Here is a 17,425-nt window from a genome sequence, read left to right on the forward strand (position 1 = left end):
GCTTTTCATGAGTTCAGCGGCGCGGCTCGCCATCCATCCAAGCGGCGCGGATCTCGCGCCCGCAGGCCACCGACGCCGCGGCCGGCTTCTCGCTCGTGTCGCCGCCCAGCAGGCCGTTGCGCTGCTCGCGCGCGACGATGCCGTAGAAGCGCTTGTCCGCGCTGACCCACGGATAGAAGCCGAATGCGCCAGGGCTGCTGAACGCGCCGTCACCGACGTTGGGGTCGTCCTCCACCCAGTGGCCGATGCTGTAGTGCCAGCTTTCCGTCGACGGGATCGGCGTCTTCACGGCTTCGTTGGGGCAGGTCTGCGGATTGGTGCAGACGGCCTGCGTGCCCAGCAGCCGGCTCAGCTGCAGCCGGCCGTCCAGCAGCCCGCGCAGGAAGCGGCTGTATTCGGCCGCGCTTGTCACGCCGCCGCCGGCCGGCATGGCCTGGCTGTAGCTCAACTGCCAGTCGAAGCCCAGCGCCGGTGCCAGCGCCTGCTTCACGGCCAGCGCCAGGCCGTCGGGGCCGAACGAGCCCAGCCCCATCAGCACCGCATGCTGCTGCATGTGGCCGCCGTTGTAGTCGAAGCGGTTCTCGGTGGCTGGGTTCTTGCGGCCGCGGCCGTTGATGAGGCTGTCCTGGCAGGCCGCGACGGACTGGTCGCGCCGGCACACGTGGTAGTAGGTGTAGCCGGACTGGAAGTGCAGGAACTTCACGTCCTCGGCCGTCAGCTGCCCCTGGCGGCGCTCGGCGACGAAGGCGCCGTACAGCCACTTGGAGGCCGACGCGATCGCCATCTCCGTGCCGCGGTCGGGCGCGTTGTCGCCGGCCTTGCCGCCGGCCAGCGGCTGCGTCGCGTTGCCCAGCTCCCAGTAGAACGGCTGGGCCGCCACGCAGGCGGCCGACTTCTCGGCCGTCAGCCGCGCAGCGGTGGCGCGCTGCAGCGGCGTGGGTTCGGCATGCGCCAGCAGCGGTACGAGGGCGACGGCGGTGAGGGCAAGGCGGTGCATGGACGGTCTCCGGAATGCGGTGCTTTCATGCTGCCCGGCCGTGCCGCTGCAGTGGTTGCCGCGGCCGTTGCAGTGTTTGCAGGATCTGACGGCGCCGCCGCCTTGCAACGGTTTGTCATCGTTTTCCGCCGGAGCATCCCGTCGCGGCGTCTCTAACATCCACCGCATGACCCGCATCCTGATTGCTGATGACGAGGCCGAACTTCGCGGTCTTCTGCAGCGCTACCTGACCGAGCAGGGCCTGAGCGTGCGCGCCGTGCCCGACGCCGCTGCCGCCGCCCAGCTGCTGGCGCGCGAGCGCTTCGACGTGCTGGTGCTGGACCTGATGATGCCCGGTGAGGACGGCCTCTCGCTGTGCCGCCGCCTGCGTGGCCAGGGCGAGACCATCCCCATCCTCATGCTGACCGCGCGCGGTGAACTCGTGGACCGCGTGCTGGGCCTGGAGATGGGCGCCGACGACTACCTCGCCAAGCCCTTCGCGCCGCGCGAGCTGCTGGCACGCATCCAGGCCATGGTGCGCCGGCAGCAGCAGCTCGGCGCCCACCTCGGCCCGGCCGGCGAGGCGGCCGTGAGTTTCGGCCCCTTCACGCTCTACCCCAGCCAGCGCCGGCTGGAGCGCCATGGTGTCGAGGTCGAGATCAGTACCGTCGAGTTCCAGCTGCTGCGCGCGCTGGCCAGCCAGCCCAACCGGCCGCTGGGCCGCGAGAAGCTGCTGACGATGGCGCATGGCGACGACCACAACGTCAGCGACCGCAGCCTCGACGTGCAGATCATGCGGCTGCGCCGCATCGTCGAGGCCGACCCCGGCGTGCCGCGCCACATCCAGACCGTCTGGGGCCTGGGCTATGTCTTCATTCCGGAGCCTGACGCGCGATGAAGTGGGGCCTGTCGACGCTGTTCGGCCGCAATCTTTGGCTCATCGTGGCCCTCATCGTGCTGGGCCAGATCGTCAACGCGCTGGCCTACGGCCAGCTCGTCGCCAGGCCGCGCATCAAGCAGTCGGCCGAGGCGACGGCGCGCAGCCTGCAGGCGGTGGCCGAGGGCCTGAGCCTGCTGCCTGAAGACCAGCGCGCGGGCTTCGTGGCCCGCTTCAACGACCGTGCCGGCTCGGGGCTGGAGATCGGGCGGCATCGGCGCATCTCGATGCTGGAACGCGGCTATCTGACGGAGCTGGCGGCGCAGCTCGGCGTGGCGGACGGCGAGCTGGCGTGGCGCCGCGAGGCCAACGGCCTGATCGCCGTGCAGCCGCCCGGCGTGGCCTTCTGGCTGGTCGTGCCGTCGGTGCAGCCCGCCTTCCGCTTTGCGCGCACGTGGATCATCGCCAGCGCCGTCAGCGGCGCACTGGCGCTGCTGGGGGCCTGGCTCATCCAGCGCCGCATCAACCGGCCGCTGGCGCGGCTCGTCGAGGCGACCAAGGCCGTCGGCGAGGGCCGGCGCCACCTCGTGCTGCCCACCGACGGCCCGGCCGAGACGGCGGCGCTGGCGCGCGGCTTCAACGAGATGGCCGCGGCACTGGCGCGCGACGAGGAGGAGCGGCTGCTGATGCTGGCCGGGCTGTCGCACGACCTGCGCACGCCGCTGGCCAAGATCCGCCTCGCCAGCGAGATGTTGCGCGACGCGGGCCAGGGCGACGCGGAGCTGCTGGACACGCTGGACCGCAGCCTGCATGGCCTGGACGGGCTGCTGACGCAGTTCCTCGACTACGCGCGTGCGTCCCACCCCGCCGAGCAGGAGCGGCCGCCCGTGGACATCGAGCTGCGCGAGTTCCTCGCCGAGACGCTGGCGCTTGCGCCGGGCCTGCCGCACCCGCTGCTGGCCGACGGCCCCGCCGTGCGCCAGCGCGCCCGGCCGCAGGCGCTGCGCCGGCTGGTGCTCAACCTCGTCGTCAACGCGCAGAACCACGGCGCGCCGCCCATCGAGCTGGCCTGTGGTCGGGACGACGGCGCGGCATGGATCGAGGTGCGCGACCGCGGCCCCGGCATCGCGCCGGCCCGCGTCGACGAGCTCAAGCGCCCCTTCCAGCGTGGCGACGCGGCGCGCGGCGGCAAGCCGGGCTCGGGCCTGGGCCTGGCCATCGTCGATCGCATCGCGCGCGCCGAGGGCGCGAAGCTGACGCTGCTGCCGCGCGACGGTGGCGGGCTGGTGGCGAGGGTCAGCTGGGCTTGACCGCCACGAAACGGTACTCGTGCTGCGAGTCTCGCAGCACCAGCGTCGGCTGGTCGGCCTTGTCGTCACGCACGAACTCGATGCCGGCCACGCCGGGGTCAATGGTCATGTAGCTCTGCGTGCCGTCCTCGTTCTGGCGCAGCGCGACTTCGCTGTTCCAGTGGTCGAACTGGAAGCGCAGCTTGCCGGCCTGACGACTGACCTTGACGTGACCAAGCTCGGGGCTGGCATAGCGTGCGGCCAGCGCCTTGGCGGCGGCGGCCGGCACCGGCAGCGTCAGCCGTTCTCGGAACTTGGCCAGCTCGGCCTGGTGGTTGGCGATGGACACCTTGAGGCGGTCGTCGGCCTCGGGCCGGCCGTCGAACACGACCTCCAGCAGCTTGCGCTGCAGCGGGCCACGCAGCAGCACGCCGGCGTCGGAGTTGGTGAGGATGGTCACGCCGATGCCGTACTCGGGCAGCCAGATCATGTTGGAGTGAAAGCCCAGCATGTCGCCGCCGTGCGAGGCGACGGTGATGCCGTACTGCGTGTCGACGATGAGGCCCATGCCGTATGTGATGTCCTCGCCGACCATGACCTGCGGCTTGTAGCGCTCGGCCCAGTTGGCCTCGCCGATCAGCGGGCGCCCCTCGGGCGTGCGGCCCTTGTTCAGTTCCATCAGCACGAAGCGGCTGAAGTCGTTGGGCGAGGTCCACACCGCCCCGGCCGGCCGGGCCGGGAGGATGGTGTAGTTCAGGTCCATGCTGGCGCGGCGCGTGCTGCCGTCGACGGCGTCGCCGTGCGGCATCGCGTGGTTGCCGCGCATGACCTTGGCGTAGTCGAAGGTGGTGTTCTTCATGCCCAGCGGGCCGAACAGCAGCTCCTGCATGGCCTCGTCGTAGGCGGCGCCGACTTCCTTGCCCGGCTTGAGCGCCGCGGCGGCGATGAAGCCACCGGCGCCCACCATCAGGTTGCTGTACTGGAAGACCTCGCCGAACTTGCTGGTCGGCTTCATCGTCGCGAGCTGGTCGAAGGTGGTCCGGGCCGGCGCCTTGCCGTCGGCAAAGATCCAGTCCAGGTCCTGCCGCGGCATGCCGGTGCAGGCGCAGACGAGGTGCCGGATCTGCACGCTCTTGGTCACGTCCGCGTCGGCGAGGCGGAAGCCCGGGTAGGCCTCGGCGGCGGGCTGGTCCCAGCGCAGCTTGCCGGCGTCCACGGCGCGGGCCAGCAGCGCCGTGGTCATCGCCTTGGTGTTGCTGGCGGCCATGAACAGCGTGTCGGCGTCCACCGGTGCGGGCTTGCCCAGCTCCCGCACGCCCAGGCCGCCGGCCCAGACGACCTGCCGGTCGCTGATGAAGCTCAGGCCCACGCCGGGCACGCCGAGCTGCTTCATGCCGTCGGCGACGAAGGCCTTGAGCTGCTCGACGCGCTCGGGCGTCAGCGGCCTGGCGGTGCGGCCGGCGAAGCTCTCGCGCTGATAGCCCTGTGGCCGCAGGCTGGCGAAGAACTTGCCGATGGGCGCGCCGCGCTTTTCCAGCGTCGCGTCGGCGGCCTGCAGAAGCAGCACGGACCAGGCCTTGCCGTCGCCGGTGCTGGAGCGCCTCACGATGGCCTGCAGCGTGAGCTTCTCGTTGGGCGAGGTCTCGTAGTCGAAGACCTGCTGGTCCACCCAGCCATTGCGGGCCGGCCGTGGCGTGGCCAGGCGCAGCGTGCGCTTGAAGCCGGGGTCGACGAGCTGCCAGGCCTGCGCGACGGCATCGGCCGCGTCCCTGGCGCCGGCGAGGTCGACGACGGTGATGGTCGCGTCGCCCTCGGGCGCGGTGAACGTCAGCAGGTTGCCGGTGCTGCTTGCCGTGAAGGCTTCCGGCGGCGAATAGCTGTGGCCGGCGGAAGTGGTGTCGGCGTTCGCGGCGAACGCAGCGGCGAGCAGTGCGGTGATCAGCAGGCGGCGCATGGGGGCTCCTTGATGAGGAGCCCGCATGCTAGGCGTGGTTTACGACGCGCTGATCTTCACCGCGACCGTGCCGGTCGTCGTATGGCCGAGGTTGTCCTTCAACGTGATGACGAGGTTGTAGGTGCCCGTCACCGGCTTGGCCCAGGCCAGAGCGATGGCGGTGCTGCTGGCCGACAGGCTCATGCCGCTGGCCGCACCGCTGATGCTGATGGACAGCGACGTGGCACCGGGAGCGCTGTAGCCGATGCTGGCGCTGAGCGCCTTGCCGGCCACGCCGCTGATGCTGGTGGTCGTCAGCTGGGGCCCCGCCGAGGTCGTGGTCGTCGTCGTGGACGTGGACGTGGATGTCGAGCTCGTGCTGGACGAGGTGGCCGCGCCCAGGCTGGTCAGCAGCGCGCTGACGTTGGGCGTGCCCCAGCCGGTGGGCGTGTCGTAGCCGGTCTTGGCCGTGCAGGTGGTGCAGCTGCCGTTGCTGCCGCTCGACACGTCCTTGAAGACGGTGGCGTAGGTCGTCGGCACGGCGCCGATCTGCTGGTAGATGGCCGCGTGCGGCTGGCCCAGCAAGGCCTTGGCCGAGGCGACGCGCACGGCGTTGGCCACGGCGAAGAGGCCGGCCCATTGCGGCGTGGACAGGCTGGTGCCGCCTGCGCTGACCCAGCGCACGGTGGTCGTGCCGGAGGCGATCAGCGCCACGTACTGGCCGGAGTTGGGGTCGGCGTTGAAGGCCACGTCGGCCACCGCGCGGCGCGCGTAGCCGCTGATGCTGCCGCTCTGGTAGCTGGGCAGCGCGACGTAGGCGCTGGTGCCACCGCCGGTGCCGGTCCAGGTCGTCTCGCTGCGCGAGCCGCTGCCGCTGTAGGTCAGCGTCGTGCCGCCCACGCCCACCACCTTGCTCGACACCGACGGCCAGGACACGGCCGCGCCGTTGTCGCCGGTGGCGGCCAGGTAGGTCATGCCGCTGGCGGAGAAGATGCTGTCGTAGCTGCCGACCCAGCTGCCCTCGGACGCGCCGAAGCTCATGGACACGACGCCCGTGCCCATTTTGTTGGCCAGCGCCACGCCGTTGGACAGGCTGGTCACGCCGGCGTCCGGTGCCTCGATGAGGACGATGCGGGCCAGCGGCGCGGTGGCGTGTGCCCATTGCACGTCGAGCGCGATCTCGGTGGCCCAGCCGCTGTCGTAGGCGGGCGCCGTGGCGGTGAGCGCGCCGGCCGTCGTGCTGTAGGCGATGACCAGCTCGCAGCCACTGCTGGACGCGGAGGCCAGCGGCAGCGTGGCGGTGGCCGCCAGCGTGCGAGAGGTGCAGGTGGGCAGGCCGAACTTGCTGTTGAAGGCGGCCAGCTCGGCGACGACGTTGGGGTCGTGCTTGGCGTTGACGATGTAGATGGTCTGGCCGGCGCCCAGCTGCGCGGCGGAGGCCGACAGCGCCGGCAGGCCGTACGCGGCGCGGATCTGCGCCGGCGTGTACGTGGTGACGGTCGTCGTCGTGGCCATCGGCGCGGCCTCGCCGCTGGCAGCGGCCAGCGCGGTGCGGCGCTGGGCGTAGTCGTCCAGCGCGGCGAGCGTCAGGCCCTTGGTGGCGATGCCTGCTGCGGCCTGCGTGCGGTGCGGCTCGGCGTCGGCGCCGATGTCGGCGGGCGGCTCCAGCTCGGCAGCGGCGATGTGGAAGCTGTGGCTGGCCTCGGCGCCGGCGGCCGGGTCGAGATCCACGCTGAGCGCGACGTCGGTGGTCGCCGCGCTGGCCTGCACCGTGGCCGTGGTGTCGGTGCTGCTCGCGCCGCCTCCGCAGGCGGTCAGTGCCGCGGCGGTCAGGAGGCTGAGGGTCCAGGTGAGACGGTTGCTGCGCATGGCCGGTGTCTTGCAGTGAAGAGGGCCACGCCGGACAAGACCTCAGGTCTTGGCGGCCCCGCTGCCATGGCACTTGCGTGATGCACGTGCTGTAGGCCGGAAGCTTTGCGTCCCCATCTTTCGACGGGTTTGCCCTCTGGGTTGGTAAACGGGTTCAGTCTAGGCGCCGGGTGGGGCTTCAGATGCAGGCCGCTGCGGCCGGCGCGTGACTTCTGCCGCGGTGCCTGGGCATGACTTTCGTTGCCATCCGTATCTGCAGTTTCGTTGCTTTGTGTCGCGCCTGAAATGCACGCGCTTTCATGCTGCGGTGCGCGTCTCGTGCAGCGCTGGTGGCGCTTCGTGCGTGTGCTGCGGCGGTTCGCCGCTCCGACGCGAGCCGACCGGCCGCGCGCCTCTAGAGTGCCGGCCATGCACAGCGCCAATCCCCTCGCCCACGGCAACCGCTTCCAGCGCGCCTACTACCGCTGGGCCCTCCCGTACTACGAACGCTACGGCCAACAGGACCCGGCGCTGCGCGAGCGCGTCGAGCTCATCGACATCCACCTGTACTCGCGCCGCGGCCTTGGCGCCTGGGTGGGCTGGCTGCTGGGTCTGGCCGGCACGGTGGCGTGGGTGCTCGGCAAGGGCGCGACCTGGGGCGCGGCGCTGGGCACCGGCATGCTGGTCTGGGTGCTGCTGAGCATCGGGCTGCTCATCATCTGGCTGAACCCGAAGCGCAGGCCTGGGCGGAACGGCTTCAGCATCGTCCGTTTTGTGCTGATCCTCGCCGTGATGGTGCTGGCCGTGGTCTGCGGGCGCGGCCTGCACGACGGCCAGCTCGACGGCGACCGCATGCTGGCGGCGCTGCGCGCCTCGACCCACACACTGCTGCCGATGGCCGCGGGCCTGGCGCTGCTGATGGCGGGCGTGGCGCGGGTCGGGCGGGCGGCGTACGAACAGCAGTTGTCGCGGCTGCAGCTGGTGGCCGAGCGCGATGCCGCCGCGCGCACCGCCGCCGAGGCCGACCTGCGACTGTTGCAGGCGCAGATCCACCCGCACTTCGTCTTCAACACGCTGGCCACGCTGCAGCACTGGGTGGACCGCCGCGACGAGCGCGCCGGCCCGCTGCTGCGCGAGCTGACGGGCTTCCTGCGCCGCAGCACCGAAATGCTGGGCCGCCCCACCGTACCGCTGGCCGATGAGGCGCTGGCTGTGCGCCACTACCTCGCCATCCTGGCCACGCGGCTGGATGGCCGCGTGCAGGGCGACGTCGACATCGCGCCGGGCCTGGCCGCCGAACCGGTGCCGCCGGGCCTGCTGCTGACGCTGGTGGAGAACGCCGTCGAGCATGGCCTGGAACCCAAGATCGGTGGCGGCCGCCTGACACTGGCGGGCGGCCGCGAGCCGGACGGCCGCTGGTGGCTGCGCGTCGACGACGACGGCCTCGGGCTGGCGGACGGCGCCGAAGACGACGTGGGCCTGGCCAACCTGCGTCAGCGGCTGCGCCACCACTTCGGCGAGCGCGCCCGCTTCACGCTGCAGCGCCGCGCCGAAGGCGGCGCACGCGCCGAGATCCTGATCCATCCCGAGACGACATGACCCGACTGCTGATCGCCGACGACGAACCTGCGCCCCGTGAACAACTGGCCGACGCGCTGACCCAGGCCTGGCCCGACGCGCGCATCGTGGCCCAGGCCGAGCACGGCGCCGACGCGTGGGACCAGTGGCTGGCCCATGAGCCCGACGTCTGCTTCCTCGACATCCGCATGCCCGGCCTGTCGGGCATCGACGTGGCACGGCGCATCGCCGGCCGCTGCCCGGTGGTGTTCGTCACGGCCCACGGCGACCACGCGTTGCAGGCCTTCGACGCCGGCGCGGTGGACTACCTCGTCAAGCCGCTGGAGCCGCAGCGGCTCGCGCAGACGGTGGCGCGGCTGCGCCAGAACCAGCAGCGTCCGGCGCCGGCCGGCGACGCGCTGCAGCAACTGCTCGCGCAGCTGGATGCCCGCCAGCGCCGCCCGGCCTGGCCCGACACGCTGCAGGCCGCCGTGGGCAAGGAGGTGAGGCTGATCCGCGTCGGTGACGTGATCTATTTCGAGTCCGACAGCCGCTACACGCGCGTCGTCTACGCCGAGGCGGGCGAGCAGCGCGAGGCCTTGCTGCGCACGCCGCTGAAGGACCTGCTGGCGCTGCTGGACCCGGCGCGCTTCCAGCAGGTGCACCGCTCCACCGTCGTCGCGTCCGCGCAGATCGCCAGCGCGCTGCGCGACGACGACGGCAACATGGCGCTGCGCCTGCGCGGCTCGCGCGACACGCTGACGGTGTCGCGGCCCTTCCAGGGCCTGTTCAAGGGACAGTGATCTCCACGGCGATGCCGCTCAGCACCGCGTTGCCCGACAGCGGGTCGCGCATCGCGTCGTCCAGCAGCGCGTTCATGTTGACGCCCGGCCGCTCGCGCGCCACGCCCAGCTGCACGCCGTCCAGGTCGTGCCCCCAGCCGTGCGGCAGGCTGACGACGCCGGGGCTCATGTCGGCGCTGCGCTCGACGCGCGCAATCAGCTCGCCAACGGCGCTCTTCACCTTGGCGAACTCGGCCAGGCCCAGCCGTTCGGCGTCGCCGGGGTTGACCAGCAGCGTGCAGCGGTCCGGCCCCTTGGCGAGCACGGGCAGGTTGTGCATCCAGCTGTTGCCGGAGCGCGTGTCGCGGCGGCCGATGAGGCTGAATTCGGGCGCCGGTGCGGCGCGCACCTCGGCGAGGTCGGCCAGGATGGACGGGGGCGCCAGTTCGATCTGGCCGCTGGGCGTGCGCAACACCTCGGGGATGCGGGATTGCAGCGCGCCCAGGTCCACGCCACCGCCCTCGACGGTGCTCGCCGCCTTGACCTTGGCGAGATTTAGTCCGTCGGGCTTGCGGCCGAACTGGTCGCCGTAGGGGCCCACGCGCAGCTGCAGGTCGATGAGCCGCTCGGGGCCGCGCCAGGGTTGCAGCGCGGCGAGGATGGCGGGCGTCTGGTCGCCGGCAAAGCGGTGCACGTCGGCCGCGATGGCTTCGTCGTCCAGTTGCTGCACGTCCACGCCCAGGCCGCGGCCTTCCAGCAGCGCGCACAGGCGCAGGATGGTCTGCCACTCCTGCGGCGTGCCGGCCGCGGCGTCGAACACCGGGCCGGAGAAGCGCGCGTGGTTGCGGTGGCTGAGCTGCGGGAAGGCGACGTCGAAGTGCAGGTCTTCCAGCGGCGAGAGGCCCGGCAGGATGACGTCGGCGTGGCGCGTCGTCTCGTTGACGTAGATGTCCAGGCTGAGCATGAAGTCCAGGCCTTCCAGCGCCTTCGCGATGCGCGGGCCGCCGGGGGCGGACAGCACCGGGTTGCTGGCGATGGTGATGAGGGCCTTGACCTGGCCTTCGCCGGGCGTTTCCATTTCTTCGGCCATGACGGTGATCGGCAGCTCGCCGAACACCTCCGGCGCGCCGGATACGCGGCTCCTGCGCCGGCCGGTCGTGATGCCCTTGCCACTGCCGGGCTTGCCCTGCGTGTTGGGCGCGAACGCCGCGGCCTTCGCGAACATCGCGCCGCCTTCGCGGTCGAGGTTGCCGGTCAGCACGTTGATGAGGTCGACCAGCCACGAGTTGACCGTGCCGAAGCGCGTCGTGCAGGTGCCGATGCGTCCGTAGACGGCGGCGCGCGGCGCGGCGGCCAGCTCGCGCGCGATGCGACGCTGCACGTCGGCCGGAATGCCGCACCCGGCGGCCGTGACCTCGGGCGGGAACGGCGCGACGGCCGCACGGGCGTCGTCGAGGCCGTTGACATGCTCGGCCAGCCGGCCCAGCTTGACGAGGCCTTCGGCGAACAGCGTGTGCGCGATGCCCAGCAGCAGCAGCGCGTCACCGCCAGGGCGCACGGGCAGGTGCTCGTCGGCCGCGGTGGCCGTCTCGCTGCGGCGCGGGTCGACGACGACGATGCGCCCGCCGCGCGCCCGCATGGCCTTGGCCTTGCCGCGGTAGTCGGGCACCGTCCACAAGCTGCCGTTGCTGATCATCGGGTTGCCGCCGAGGATGAGCAGGTAGTCGCAGCGCTCGATGTCGGGCAGCGGGATGCTGAGCCAGTGGCCGAACATCAGCCCGGCGCTGAGTTGCTTGGGCATCTGGTCCAGTGTGGACGCGCTCATGACGTTGCGCGAGGCCAGCGACTTCACGAGGCGCGGCGTGTAGGCCAGCAGGCTGACCTTGTGCGCAGCCGGGTTGCCGATGGTCAGCGCCACGGCGTCCGGCCCCTGCTCGCGATGGATGGGCAGCAGGCGGCGCTCGATCTCGGCGAAGGCTTCGTCCCACGTCGCCTCGACGAAGACGCCGTCGCGCTTGATCAGCGGCGTGCGCAGGCGGTCGGGGTCTTCGTGCAGGTCCTTCAGGCTCACGCCCTTGGGGCACAGGTAGCCGTGGCTGAACACGTCGTTGTCGGCGCCGCGGATGGCGATGACCTTGGCGCCGTCGGTCTTCACTTCCAGCCCGCAACAGGCCTCGCAGAGCGGGCAGATGCGGTAGTGGCTTGCGGGCATGGCGTCTCCTGGCGGCTTTTTGCAGCCGGCCAGCTTAGCCGTGGCGCCCAGGGCGGGCGCGTCACTCAGGCGACGGGGTCAGTCGCCGCGCAGCCCCATCTCGCCCATCTCGTCCAGCCAGCGGCCCACGCCGTCGGTGCCCAGCCCGTCCACGCCGCCTACCAGCGTCTCGTGGATGGGCGCGATGCCGACGAAGCCGAGGATGTTGCGCTCCAGCGAGCGCAGCGAATGCGCGCGGAAGATCCAGCGGTAGACCAGCGCCGGCATGCCCATCGTGACGACGACGCGGGCCGAACGACCGGTGAGCAACTTCTTGCCGAGCGGGTTGCCGGGCACCGGCTCGAACGCGAAGCCGCGCCGTGCGATCTGTTCCAGGAAGCCCTTCAGCAGCGCCGGCATGTCGCCCAGCCACAGCGGGAAGAAGAACACCAGATGCTCCGCCCAGTGGATGACCTCCTGCGCCGGCCGCAGCGAGGCAGGCACCTCGCCCTCCAGCCAGTCCTTCTGCGAGCGCAGCAGCGGGAAGTCCAGTTGCGCGACGTCGATGCGGCGCAGTTCGTGGCCCGCCTCACGCGCACCCTCGGCATAGGCTTCGGCCAGCGTGTGGCAGAGGTGTCCGCCAGCGGGATCGGGGTGGGCCTGGATGATGGCGATACGCGCGGGCATGGCTCCTCCTTGAGCGCGGCCATCGTCCCGCGGGCGACGCGGTGCCGCCTTGATGTCGGTCAATCTCGGCGGCGCGGGCCCGCTACCAGTTGCCGATGCTCGGGTTCTGGTAGCTGAACTCGTTGGGCACGTCCGCGGCGAGGTTGGTGTACGAGAACGACATGCTCAGCGCCAGCGAACTGACCTGGTGCCACCAGCCCAGCGGCAGGAAGAGGGTGTCGCCCGGCTCCAGCACGACGTCCAGCACCTGGGCGTCGCGCAGCAGCGGGTAGCGGGCGTAGTCCGGCGCATCGAGATCGATGGGGCTGTAGACGCCCATGCGGTTGTAGAGCAGCGGCGTCTGCAGCGGCGACACGAAGCGCCAGCGCTTGCGGCCCACGACCTGGGTGTGGAAGAGCATCAGCGTGTCGTGATGCAGCGGCGTGCGCGTGCCGGCGGGGCCGAACCAGAACGACGCCGCCGTGTGCAGCAGCGCCGGGTCGCAGATGGGCGGCATGCGGCCGATGTCCTGCAGCAGCGGCAGGAACTCGGGGCGGCGCAGCATCTCGTCGTTGGCCGTGAGGTAGTGGTCGTTGGTCGCGCCACCGCTGACGACGAGGTCGACGAACTCGGCCACCGTCATGCGCTGGCGCAGCTGGGTCTTGTTCTGCTCGAACAGCGCGTCGCCGTTGCGGCCCACCTGCACGTCGACGTCCAGGTGGCCGAAGCGCTCGCGCAGGTCGGCCGGCGACCAGCGCCGCAGCGCCGGCCAGTCCTCGGCCACGTCGGTCAGCACGACGGGCCTGCAGCCACGCACATAGCGCCCGATGAACTCGTCGCGCGACACGCCGCGGCGCTTCTCGATGACGCCGTAGCCCGGGTCGCCCTGCCACAGCTGCTGCAGGTTGCCGACCACGGATTCGAGCTTGCGCAGCAGCTGCTGGTGGCGGCGCGCGGCCAGGAAGACAGGGTCCTGCTCGATCTGCTCGATGGCGGCCATGCTCGTCGCCGGGTCCAGGCCGGACTTCTCCATCGTGTCGAGCATGGAGGCGGGCGAACAGTGCCAGAGCCGGTTGTCGGCCACCCAGCCCAGCCAGTCGGCCGGGAGATCGAGCAGGGCGGCGGGCCGCGGGCGGGGCGGAGGCTTCAGCGGGGGCAGCGGCATGGGCGGCGGTGGCGGCGGGCGGCGAGGCGGGGGTGAACGTTAGCGCCAACGGTAGGCCACCCGCGCGACATGCGCGTGAAGGTCAGCGGCGCGCCAGCCAGGCCTGCAACTGCCGCAGCACGGCCGCGTCGGTCTGCAGTGCGAGGTGGCCCAGGCCGGCGAAGACGGCGGTGTCGGTGAAGGCCAGCCGGCGCGTGGCCTCGCGGTGCTGGCCCAGCGCGCTGGCCACGGGTACGAGGCCGTCGCCCAGCCAGCGCGCGGGCGGGCCCGCAGGCTCCCGGGCCGTGGTGGCGGCCACCGCGTAGCAGGCCACGCCGTCGGGCAGCGGCAGGCGGCTGGCCCGGCCCGCGTCGGCTTCGAGCAGGCTGCCGTGCGCCAAGTCGCGGATGCCGGCACTGCGCCGCGCAGCCAGGGCCGCGAACGGGCGCGAGTAGGCGCTGAGGGCCAGCAGTTGCTGCACCTGCTGGCCGCCGCGCTCCAGCGGCGCGCCGAGGTGGGGCGTGCCCAGCGTGACGAGGCGGCGCAGGCGCCGGGGCCAGCTGCGGCCGCCGGCCTGCGCGATGGCGCTGCGCGCGACGAGGCCGCCCATGCTGTGGCCCAGCAGCGTGAGTGGACCGGGCACGTCGTCCAGCAGTTCGGCCAGTTCGGCGCCGTTGCGCCAGACCGGCCGGCCAGTGTTGTAGCGCAGGCCCAGCGGCCGGTAGCCGAGCGCCGCGAGCGCGGCGGGGAAGTCGGCACCGTCGCGGCGCCATTGCGCCTCGTTCATGCACAGGCCGTGCAGGAAGACGAGCGGTTCGCCGGTGGCGCCCTCGACCAGCGGGCGCAGGCTCATCGGCGTGGCGAGCGGGTTGGCGGTGGCTTCGAGGTAATCACCCAGCACGCCGTTGAGCGCGGCCTGCGCGGCGCTGGCCTGGTCCGCGTCGACCTGGCCGAGCAGTGGCGCCAGCGCGTCAAGCGCCAGGTCCAGCCCGCCGCCGACGAGGCGGGTCATGCCGCGCACGCTGCGGTAGACAAGGCCGGTGATGCCGGTGGTGCGCTCCCGTGGGGCGGTCAGCGGCACGCGGGCGATCTGGGCGTGCATGGCTTCGACGAGGTCGATAACGCCGGTGATCGCCTCGGTCGCGAGGCGGCTGGTGCCGCGCAGTTGCAGGGGGCTGGGCATGGCCCATCATGCCCCGAGTCGCGCGCTACATCTGCCGGAACAGATGCGCGCAGCTCTCGGCCACCAGCAGCATCTCCGAGCCGTGCTTGAGCTTGATCTGCATGCGCCCGCGGAAGTCCCGGCTCACGCTGGCGATGGCGTTCACGTTGACCAGCGTGGAGCGGTGGATCTGCCAGAACTGCTGTGGGTCCAGTTCGTCGATGAGTTCCTTCAGCGGCTTGCGGATCAGCGCCTCGCCGTCCTTCAGCGCGAGCCGCGTGTACTTGTTGTCGCTCTGGAAGAACATCACCTCGTCGACGGTGATGAGCCGCAGCGTCTGCCCCACCGACGCGTTGATCCAGCGCAGCGGCGCGCGCGCGGCTGACGGCGCGGGCCGGGAGCTCAGCTGCTCCAGCACGCCGCCCAGTGGGGCAGGCGCCTGGCCCAGCCGCGCCTTCAGCCGAGAGATGGCTGTGAACAGCCGCGCGCCGGCCAGCGGCTTGAGCAGGTAGTCCACCGCGCCCTGGTCGAAGGCGGCGATGGCGTACTGGTCGTAGGCGGTCACAAAGACGACGTGGCTGCGGCCGGCCACCTGGCGGGCCACGTCGATGCCGGTGGCGCCGGGCATCTCGATGTCGAGGAAGAGGATGTCGGGGCGATGCTGGTCCAGCAGCCGCAGCGCCTCCAGCCCGTCGGCGGCCTCGCCGACGATGCTGAGCTCGGGCCACAGCCGGCCCAGTTGCTCGACGAGCTCGCCGCGCAGCGCGGCTTCGTCCTCGGCAACGACGGCGGTGGGGGAGAAGAGGTTCATGAAGGCAATCTCAACGTGAATTCGGTGCGGCCGGCACCGCTGGTGCAGACGAGGGTCGCGTCCAGCACCATCAGCCGCTCGCGCAGCGACGCGATCTCGGCGTCCTCGCTGCACAGGCCTTCCTGGTCGAAGCCCAGCGTGATGCTGCGTTCGGCCTTCAGCCAGCAGCGCGTCGGGTGGCCCAGCAGCAGCGCGCGCTGCACCAGCGGCAGCAGCAGCATCGGCGGCAGCGGCGTGGCGCCGCGTGAGCCCAGCTCGGCGTCGAAGGCGGGCGGCTGGCCGTTCAGGTCGCGCAGCAGGTCCAGGTAACTGGCGATCAGCTCGGCCTCGCCGCCCAGCGTGGCACCCGAGTCGCGCAGCCGTGGCAAGGCCACGCGCAGGTGGCGGATGAGGCGCTCCAGCCGCGCGCTGGCCGTCGGGTCCTGGCGCGCGTAGGCCTGCTCGACGGAGACGAGGGCGTCGAACAGCAGCGCCGGGTCCACCTGGGCCTGCAGCGCGGCCAGGCGCGCGGCCAGCGCATGGCGGCGCAGCTGGCTGTGCTCGCGCAGCAGGTCCTGCGCGGCCTGGTCCTGGCGACGGCGCAGCGTGCGGAACTCCAGCATGCCCACGAGCATCAGCGCCGGCATGAAGACCCACAGCGTGTCGCCGACGATGGCCGGCACGTGGAAGATGGTGCACCTGGGCTTGCCGTGGCTCAGCGCGTAGATGTCGCACATCGACGGCCAGGGCAGGGCGGCGGCCAGCGGGTAGATGACGGCGATGGTCAGCACGGAGCCCAGCAGTGTGGCCGCCACGAGGCGCAGCCGGCGCCGCGGATGGATGGGGCTGCTGCGCGCGGCCGGCAGCCAGCACAGCAGCAGCACGGTGCAGCTGACCAGCGGCAGGGTCAGCTGCCGGGCCAGCAACTGGGGCAGCTGGTCGCCCACGCGCATTTCGATCAGCGAGGTCAGGTCGATGGCGCCAAACAGCAGCGCCGCGGTGACGAAGACCAGCGCCTCGGCAGGGCGCAGCGAGCGCCAGGAGCGCAGCACGTGGCGGATCATGCGAGTGCCTCGGCCGGCAACCGCACACGTGCGACAACGCCGTGCGGCTGTGCCGCCTCCAGCTCCAGCGCGGCGCCGTCGCCGAAGCGGGCCGCCAGCCGTGCCCGCGTGTTGGCCAGGCCCACGCCCGTGCCGCCGCTGGCCGCGCCGAAGCCCTGGCCGTTGTCTGCCACCTCGACAGTGATGCCACCGCTGCCCGCGTGCTGGGCGCGGATCTCGATGCGACCACCCTCCGGCAGCGGCGACAGGCCGTGCTTGATGGCGTTCTCCACCAGCGTGGGCAGCACCAGCGTCGGCAGGTGGGCCGTCAGCAGCTCCGGCGGTGCCGTGATGTCGAAGGACAGCCGCTCGCCCATGCGCATCTGCAGGATGGCGAGGTAGTGGCGCACCAGCTCCAACTCGTCGGCCAGCGTGGACTCGTGCCGGCGCATGCCCGGCAGTGCGGCGCGCAGGTAGGCGATCAGGGCCACCAGCATGTCGCGGCCGCGGTCGGGGCGGGTCTCGTACAGGCGCTTGACGTTGGCCAGCGTGTTGAACAGGAAGTGCGGCTCGATCTGCGCGTTCAGCGCCGACAGCTGCGCCTCGGTCTGCTGCGTCTTCAGGGCCTCGCGCTCGCGGAACAGCTGCGCCAACTGCTCGCGGCCCTCACGCTGCGCGCGGCTGATGAGCAGCAGCGCGTAGGCCATGCCGCCCAGCAGCGTCCAGACGGCCGTCGTCGACACGGCCCAGGCGAGCTTGAAGGGCATCGGGTCGTCCAGCGACGAGACCTTGTAGCGCAGCCAGGTGCCCAGGGCGGCACCCGCGCCCACGGCCAGCGCCTGCACGGCCAGCCTGGCCGGCAGCGGCCAGCGCCGGCGGGCCTGCAGCGCCTCGGCCAGCGCCACGGTCAGCATCAGCGACAGCCCGGTCAGCAGGCACTGGCGGCTGAAGCGCACCAGATCGAACAGCGTGGAAGCGAGGTCGCCGGGGCCGTCCTCGCCCATCCAGCTCAGGTGGCGCGAGATCGCGTACAGCAGGCAGAAGTAGTAGACCCCCGCCAGCATGCGCAGGTTGCAGACGCGCCGAAAGGCTTGCAGCGGGCTCAGATCCTCCATGCCGCCATTCTCGGCAGCGCGGCGGGCGGCCGGGGCATGGTGCGATGAACTG

The 17,425-nt window shown here is 71.8% G+C and carries 14 protein-coding genes and 1 riboswitch; of the genes, 4 read left to right on the plus strand and 10 right to left on the minus strand.

The window, feature by feature from the left end:
- Positions 1-13: 13 nt before the first annotated feature.
- Positions 14-997 (minus strand): serine hydrolase domain-containing protein, encoded by a 984-nt coding sequence (locus ACG04R_RS15610; protein WP_394412315.1) that lies wholly within the window; start codon positions 995-997, stop codon positions 14-16.
- A 166-nt stretch (positions 998-1,163) separates the two neighbouring features.
- Between ACG04R_RS15610 and ACG04R_RS15615 the strand changes: the two genes are divergently transcribed.
- Positions 1,164-1,874: a response regulator gene (locus tag ACG04R_RS15615; RefSeq protein ID WP_394412318.1), complete on the plus strand. Its 711-nt coding sequence runs from the start codon at positions 1,164-1,166 to the stop codon at positions 1,872-1,874.
- A complete protein-coding gene (locus ACG04R_RS15620) occupies positions 1,871-3,163 on the plus strand; it encodes an ATP-binding protein (protein ID WP_394412321.1) in 1,293 nt (430 codons plus the stop codon). The genes ACG04R_RS15615 and ACG04R_RS15620 overlap by 4 nt, the downstream gene beginning before the upstream one ends.
- Here the strand turns inward: ACG04R_RS15620 and ACG04R_RS15625 are convergent.
- Together ACG04R_RS15625 and ACG04R_RS15630 are read right to left on the minus strand one after the other, a co-directional pair.
- Positions 3,150-5,096 carry a serine hydrolase domain-containing protein gene (locus tag ACG04R_RS15625; protein ID WP_394412325.1) on the minus strand — a complete coding sequence of 649 codons (1,947 nt, stop codon included), beginning with the start codon at positions 5,094-5,096 and terminating at the stop codon, positions 3,150-3,152. The two genes, ACG04R_RS15620 and ACG04R_RS15625, sit on opposite strands and share 14 nt — an antisense overlap.
- Before the next feature lie 39 nt (positions 5,097-5,135).
- On the minus strand, positions 5,136-6,944 hold the full coding sequence (locus tag ACG04R_RS15630; protein WP_394412327.1) for a S53 family peptidase: 1,809 nt from the start codon (positions 6,942-6,944) through the stop codon (positions 5,136-5,138).
- A gap of 48 nt (positions 6,945-6,992) precedes the next feature.
- A riboswitch (cyclic di-GMP riboswitch) is annotated at positions 6,993-7,088 on the minus strand.
- Between the two features lie 141 nt (positions 7,089-7,229).
- Here ACG04R_RS15630 and ACG04R_RS15635 point away from each other — a divergent pair.
- Entirely contained in the window at positions 7,230-8,522 is a 1,293-nt protein-coding gene (locus ACG04R_RS15635; protein ID WP_394412330.1) for a sensor histidine kinase, read from the plus strand.
- Positions 8,519-9,283, plus strand: a complete 765-nt coding sequence (locus tag ACG04R_RS15640; RefSeq protein ID WP_394412333.1) for a LytR/AlgR family response regulator transcription factor — start codon at positions 8,519-8,521, stop codon at positions 9,281-9,283. The genes ACG04R_RS15635 and ACG04R_RS15640 overlap by 4 nt, the downstream gene beginning before the upstream one ends.
- Here ACG04R_RS15640 and ACG04R_RS15645 read toward each other — a convergent pair.
- The 7 genes from ACG04R_RS15645 to ACG04R_RS15675 form a co-directional block, all read right to left on the minus strand.
- The gene (locus ACG04R_RS15645; protein WP_394412336.1) at positions 9,270-11,474 is read right to left on the minus strand and encodes a molybdopterin-dependent oxidoreductase; all 2,205 of its coding nucleotides are present in this window, start codon (positions 11,472-11,474) and stop codon (positions 9,270-9,272) included. The genes ACG04R_RS15640 and ACG04R_RS15645 overlap by 14 nt on opposite strands.
- 78 nt (positions 11,475-11,552) lie before the next feature.
- Positions 11,553-12,140, minus strand: coding sequence for an NAD(P)H-dependent oxidoreductase (locus ACG04R_RS15650; RefSeq protein ID WP_394412339.1), 588 nt, complete (start codon positions 12,138-12,140; stop codon positions 11,553-11,555).
- A gap of 82 nt (positions 12,141-12,222) precedes the next feature.
- Positions 12,223-13,284 (minus strand): cupin-like domain-containing protein, encoded by a 1,062-nt coding sequence (locus ACG04R_RS15655; RefSeq protein WP_394412342.1) that lies wholly within the window; start codon positions 13,282-13,284, stop codon positions 12,223-12,225.
- Between the two features lie 82 nt (positions 13,285-13,366).
- A complete protein-coding gene (locus tag ACG04R_RS15660; protein WP_394412345.1) occupies positions 13,367-14,446 on the minus strand; it encodes an alpha/beta hydrolase in 1,080 nt (359 codons plus the stop codon).
- 25 nt (positions 14,447-14,471) lie between these two features.
- A complete protein-coding gene (locus tag ACG04R_RS15665) occupies positions 14,472-15,236 on the minus strand; it encodes a LytR/AlgR family response regulator transcription factor (RefSeq protein WP_394412348.1) in 765 nt (254 codons plus the stop codon).
- The gene (locus ACG04R_RS15670) at positions 15,233-16,279 is read right to left on the minus strand and encodes a histidine kinase (protein ID WP_394412351.1); all 1,047 of its coding nucleotides are present in this window, start codon (positions 16,277-16,279) and stop codon (positions 15,233-15,235) included. Before ACG04R_RS15670 ends, ACG04R_RS15665 begins: the two co-directional genes overlap by 4 nt.
- Positions 16,276-17,373 carry a sensor histidine kinase gene (locus tag ACG04R_RS15675; RefSeq protein WP_394412356.1) on the minus strand — a complete coding sequence of 366 codons (1,098 nt, stop codon included), beginning with the start codon at positions 17,371-17,373 and terminating at the stop codon, positions 16,276-16,278. Before ACG04R_RS15675 ends, ACG04R_RS15670 begins: the two co-directional genes overlap by 4 nt.
- Positions 17,374-17,425 lie beyond the last annotated feature (52 nt).

It is taken from the genome of Pelomonas candidula (assembly GCF_043555985.1).
Lineage (GTDB): Bacteria > Pseudomonadota > Gammaproteobacteria > Burkholderiales > Burkholderiaceae_C > Pelomonas > Pelomonas candidula.

What these genes read in the sequence shown, in the direction of transcription:
- ACG04R_RS15640 (WP_394412333.1), top strand. Translation starts at nt 8,519, where the DNA reads ATGACCCGACTGCTGATCGCCGACGACGAACCTGCGCCCCGTGAACAA.
- ACG04R_RS15645 (WP_394412336.1), bottom strand. Translation starts at nt 11,474, where the DNA reads ATGCCCGCAAGCCACTACCGCATCTGCCCGCTCTGCGAGGCCTGTTGC.
- ACG04R_RS15660 (WP_394412345.1), bottom strand. Translation starts at nt 14,446, where the DNA reads ATGCCCAGCCCCCTGCAACTGCGCGGCACCAGCCGCCTCGCGACCGAG.
- ACG04R_RS15650 (WP_394412339.1), bottom strand. Translation starts at nt 12,140, where the DNA reads ATGCCCGCGCGTATCGCCATCATCCAGGCCCACCCCGATCCCGCTGGC.
- ACG04R_RS15620 (WP_394412321.1), top strand. Translation starts at nt 1,871, where the DNA reads ATGAAGTGGGGCCTGTCGACGCTGTTCGGCCGCAATCTTTGGCTCATC.
- ACG04R_RS15655 (WP_394412342.1), bottom strand. Translation starts at nt 13,284, where the DNA reads ATGCCGCTGCCCCCGCTGAAGCCTCCGCCCCGCCCGCGGCCCGCCGCC.
- ACG04R_RS15615 (WP_394412318.1), top strand. Translation starts at nt 1,164, where the DNA reads ATGACCCGCATCCTGATTGCTGATGACGAGGCCGAACTTCGCGGTCTT.
- ACG04R_RS15630 (WP_394412327.1), bottom strand. Translation starts at nt 6,944, where the DNA reads ATGCGCAGCAACCGTCTCACCTGGACCCTCAGCCTCCTGACCGCCGCG.
- ACG04R_RS15635 (WP_394412330.1), top strand. Translation starts at nt 7,230, where the DNA reads ATGCACGCGCTTTCATGCTGCGGTGCGCGTCTCGTGCAGCGCTGGTGG.
- ACG04R_RS15625 (WP_394412325.1), bottom strand. Translation starts at nt 5,096, where the DNA reads ATGCGCCGCCTGCTGATCACCGCACTGCTCGCCGCTGCGTTCGCCGCG.
- ACG04R_RS15665 (WP_394412348.1), bottom strand. Translation starts at nt 15,236, where the DNA reads ATGAACCTCTTCTCCCCCACCGCCGTCGTTGCCGAGGACGAAGCCGCG.
- ACG04R_RS15675 (WP_394412356.1), bottom strand. Translation starts at nt 17,373, where the DNA reads ATGGAGGATCTGAGCCCGCTGCAAGCCTTTCGGCGCGTCTGCAACCTG.
- ACG04R_RS15670 (WP_394412351.1), bottom strand. Translation starts at nt 16,279, where the DNA reads ATGATCCGCCACGTGCTGCGCTCCTGGCGCTCGCTGCGCCCTGCCGAG.
- ACG04R_RS15610 (WP_394412315.1), bottom strand. Translation starts at nt 997, where the DNA reads ATGCACCGCCTTGCCCTCACCGCCGTCGCCCTCGTACCGCTGCTGGCG.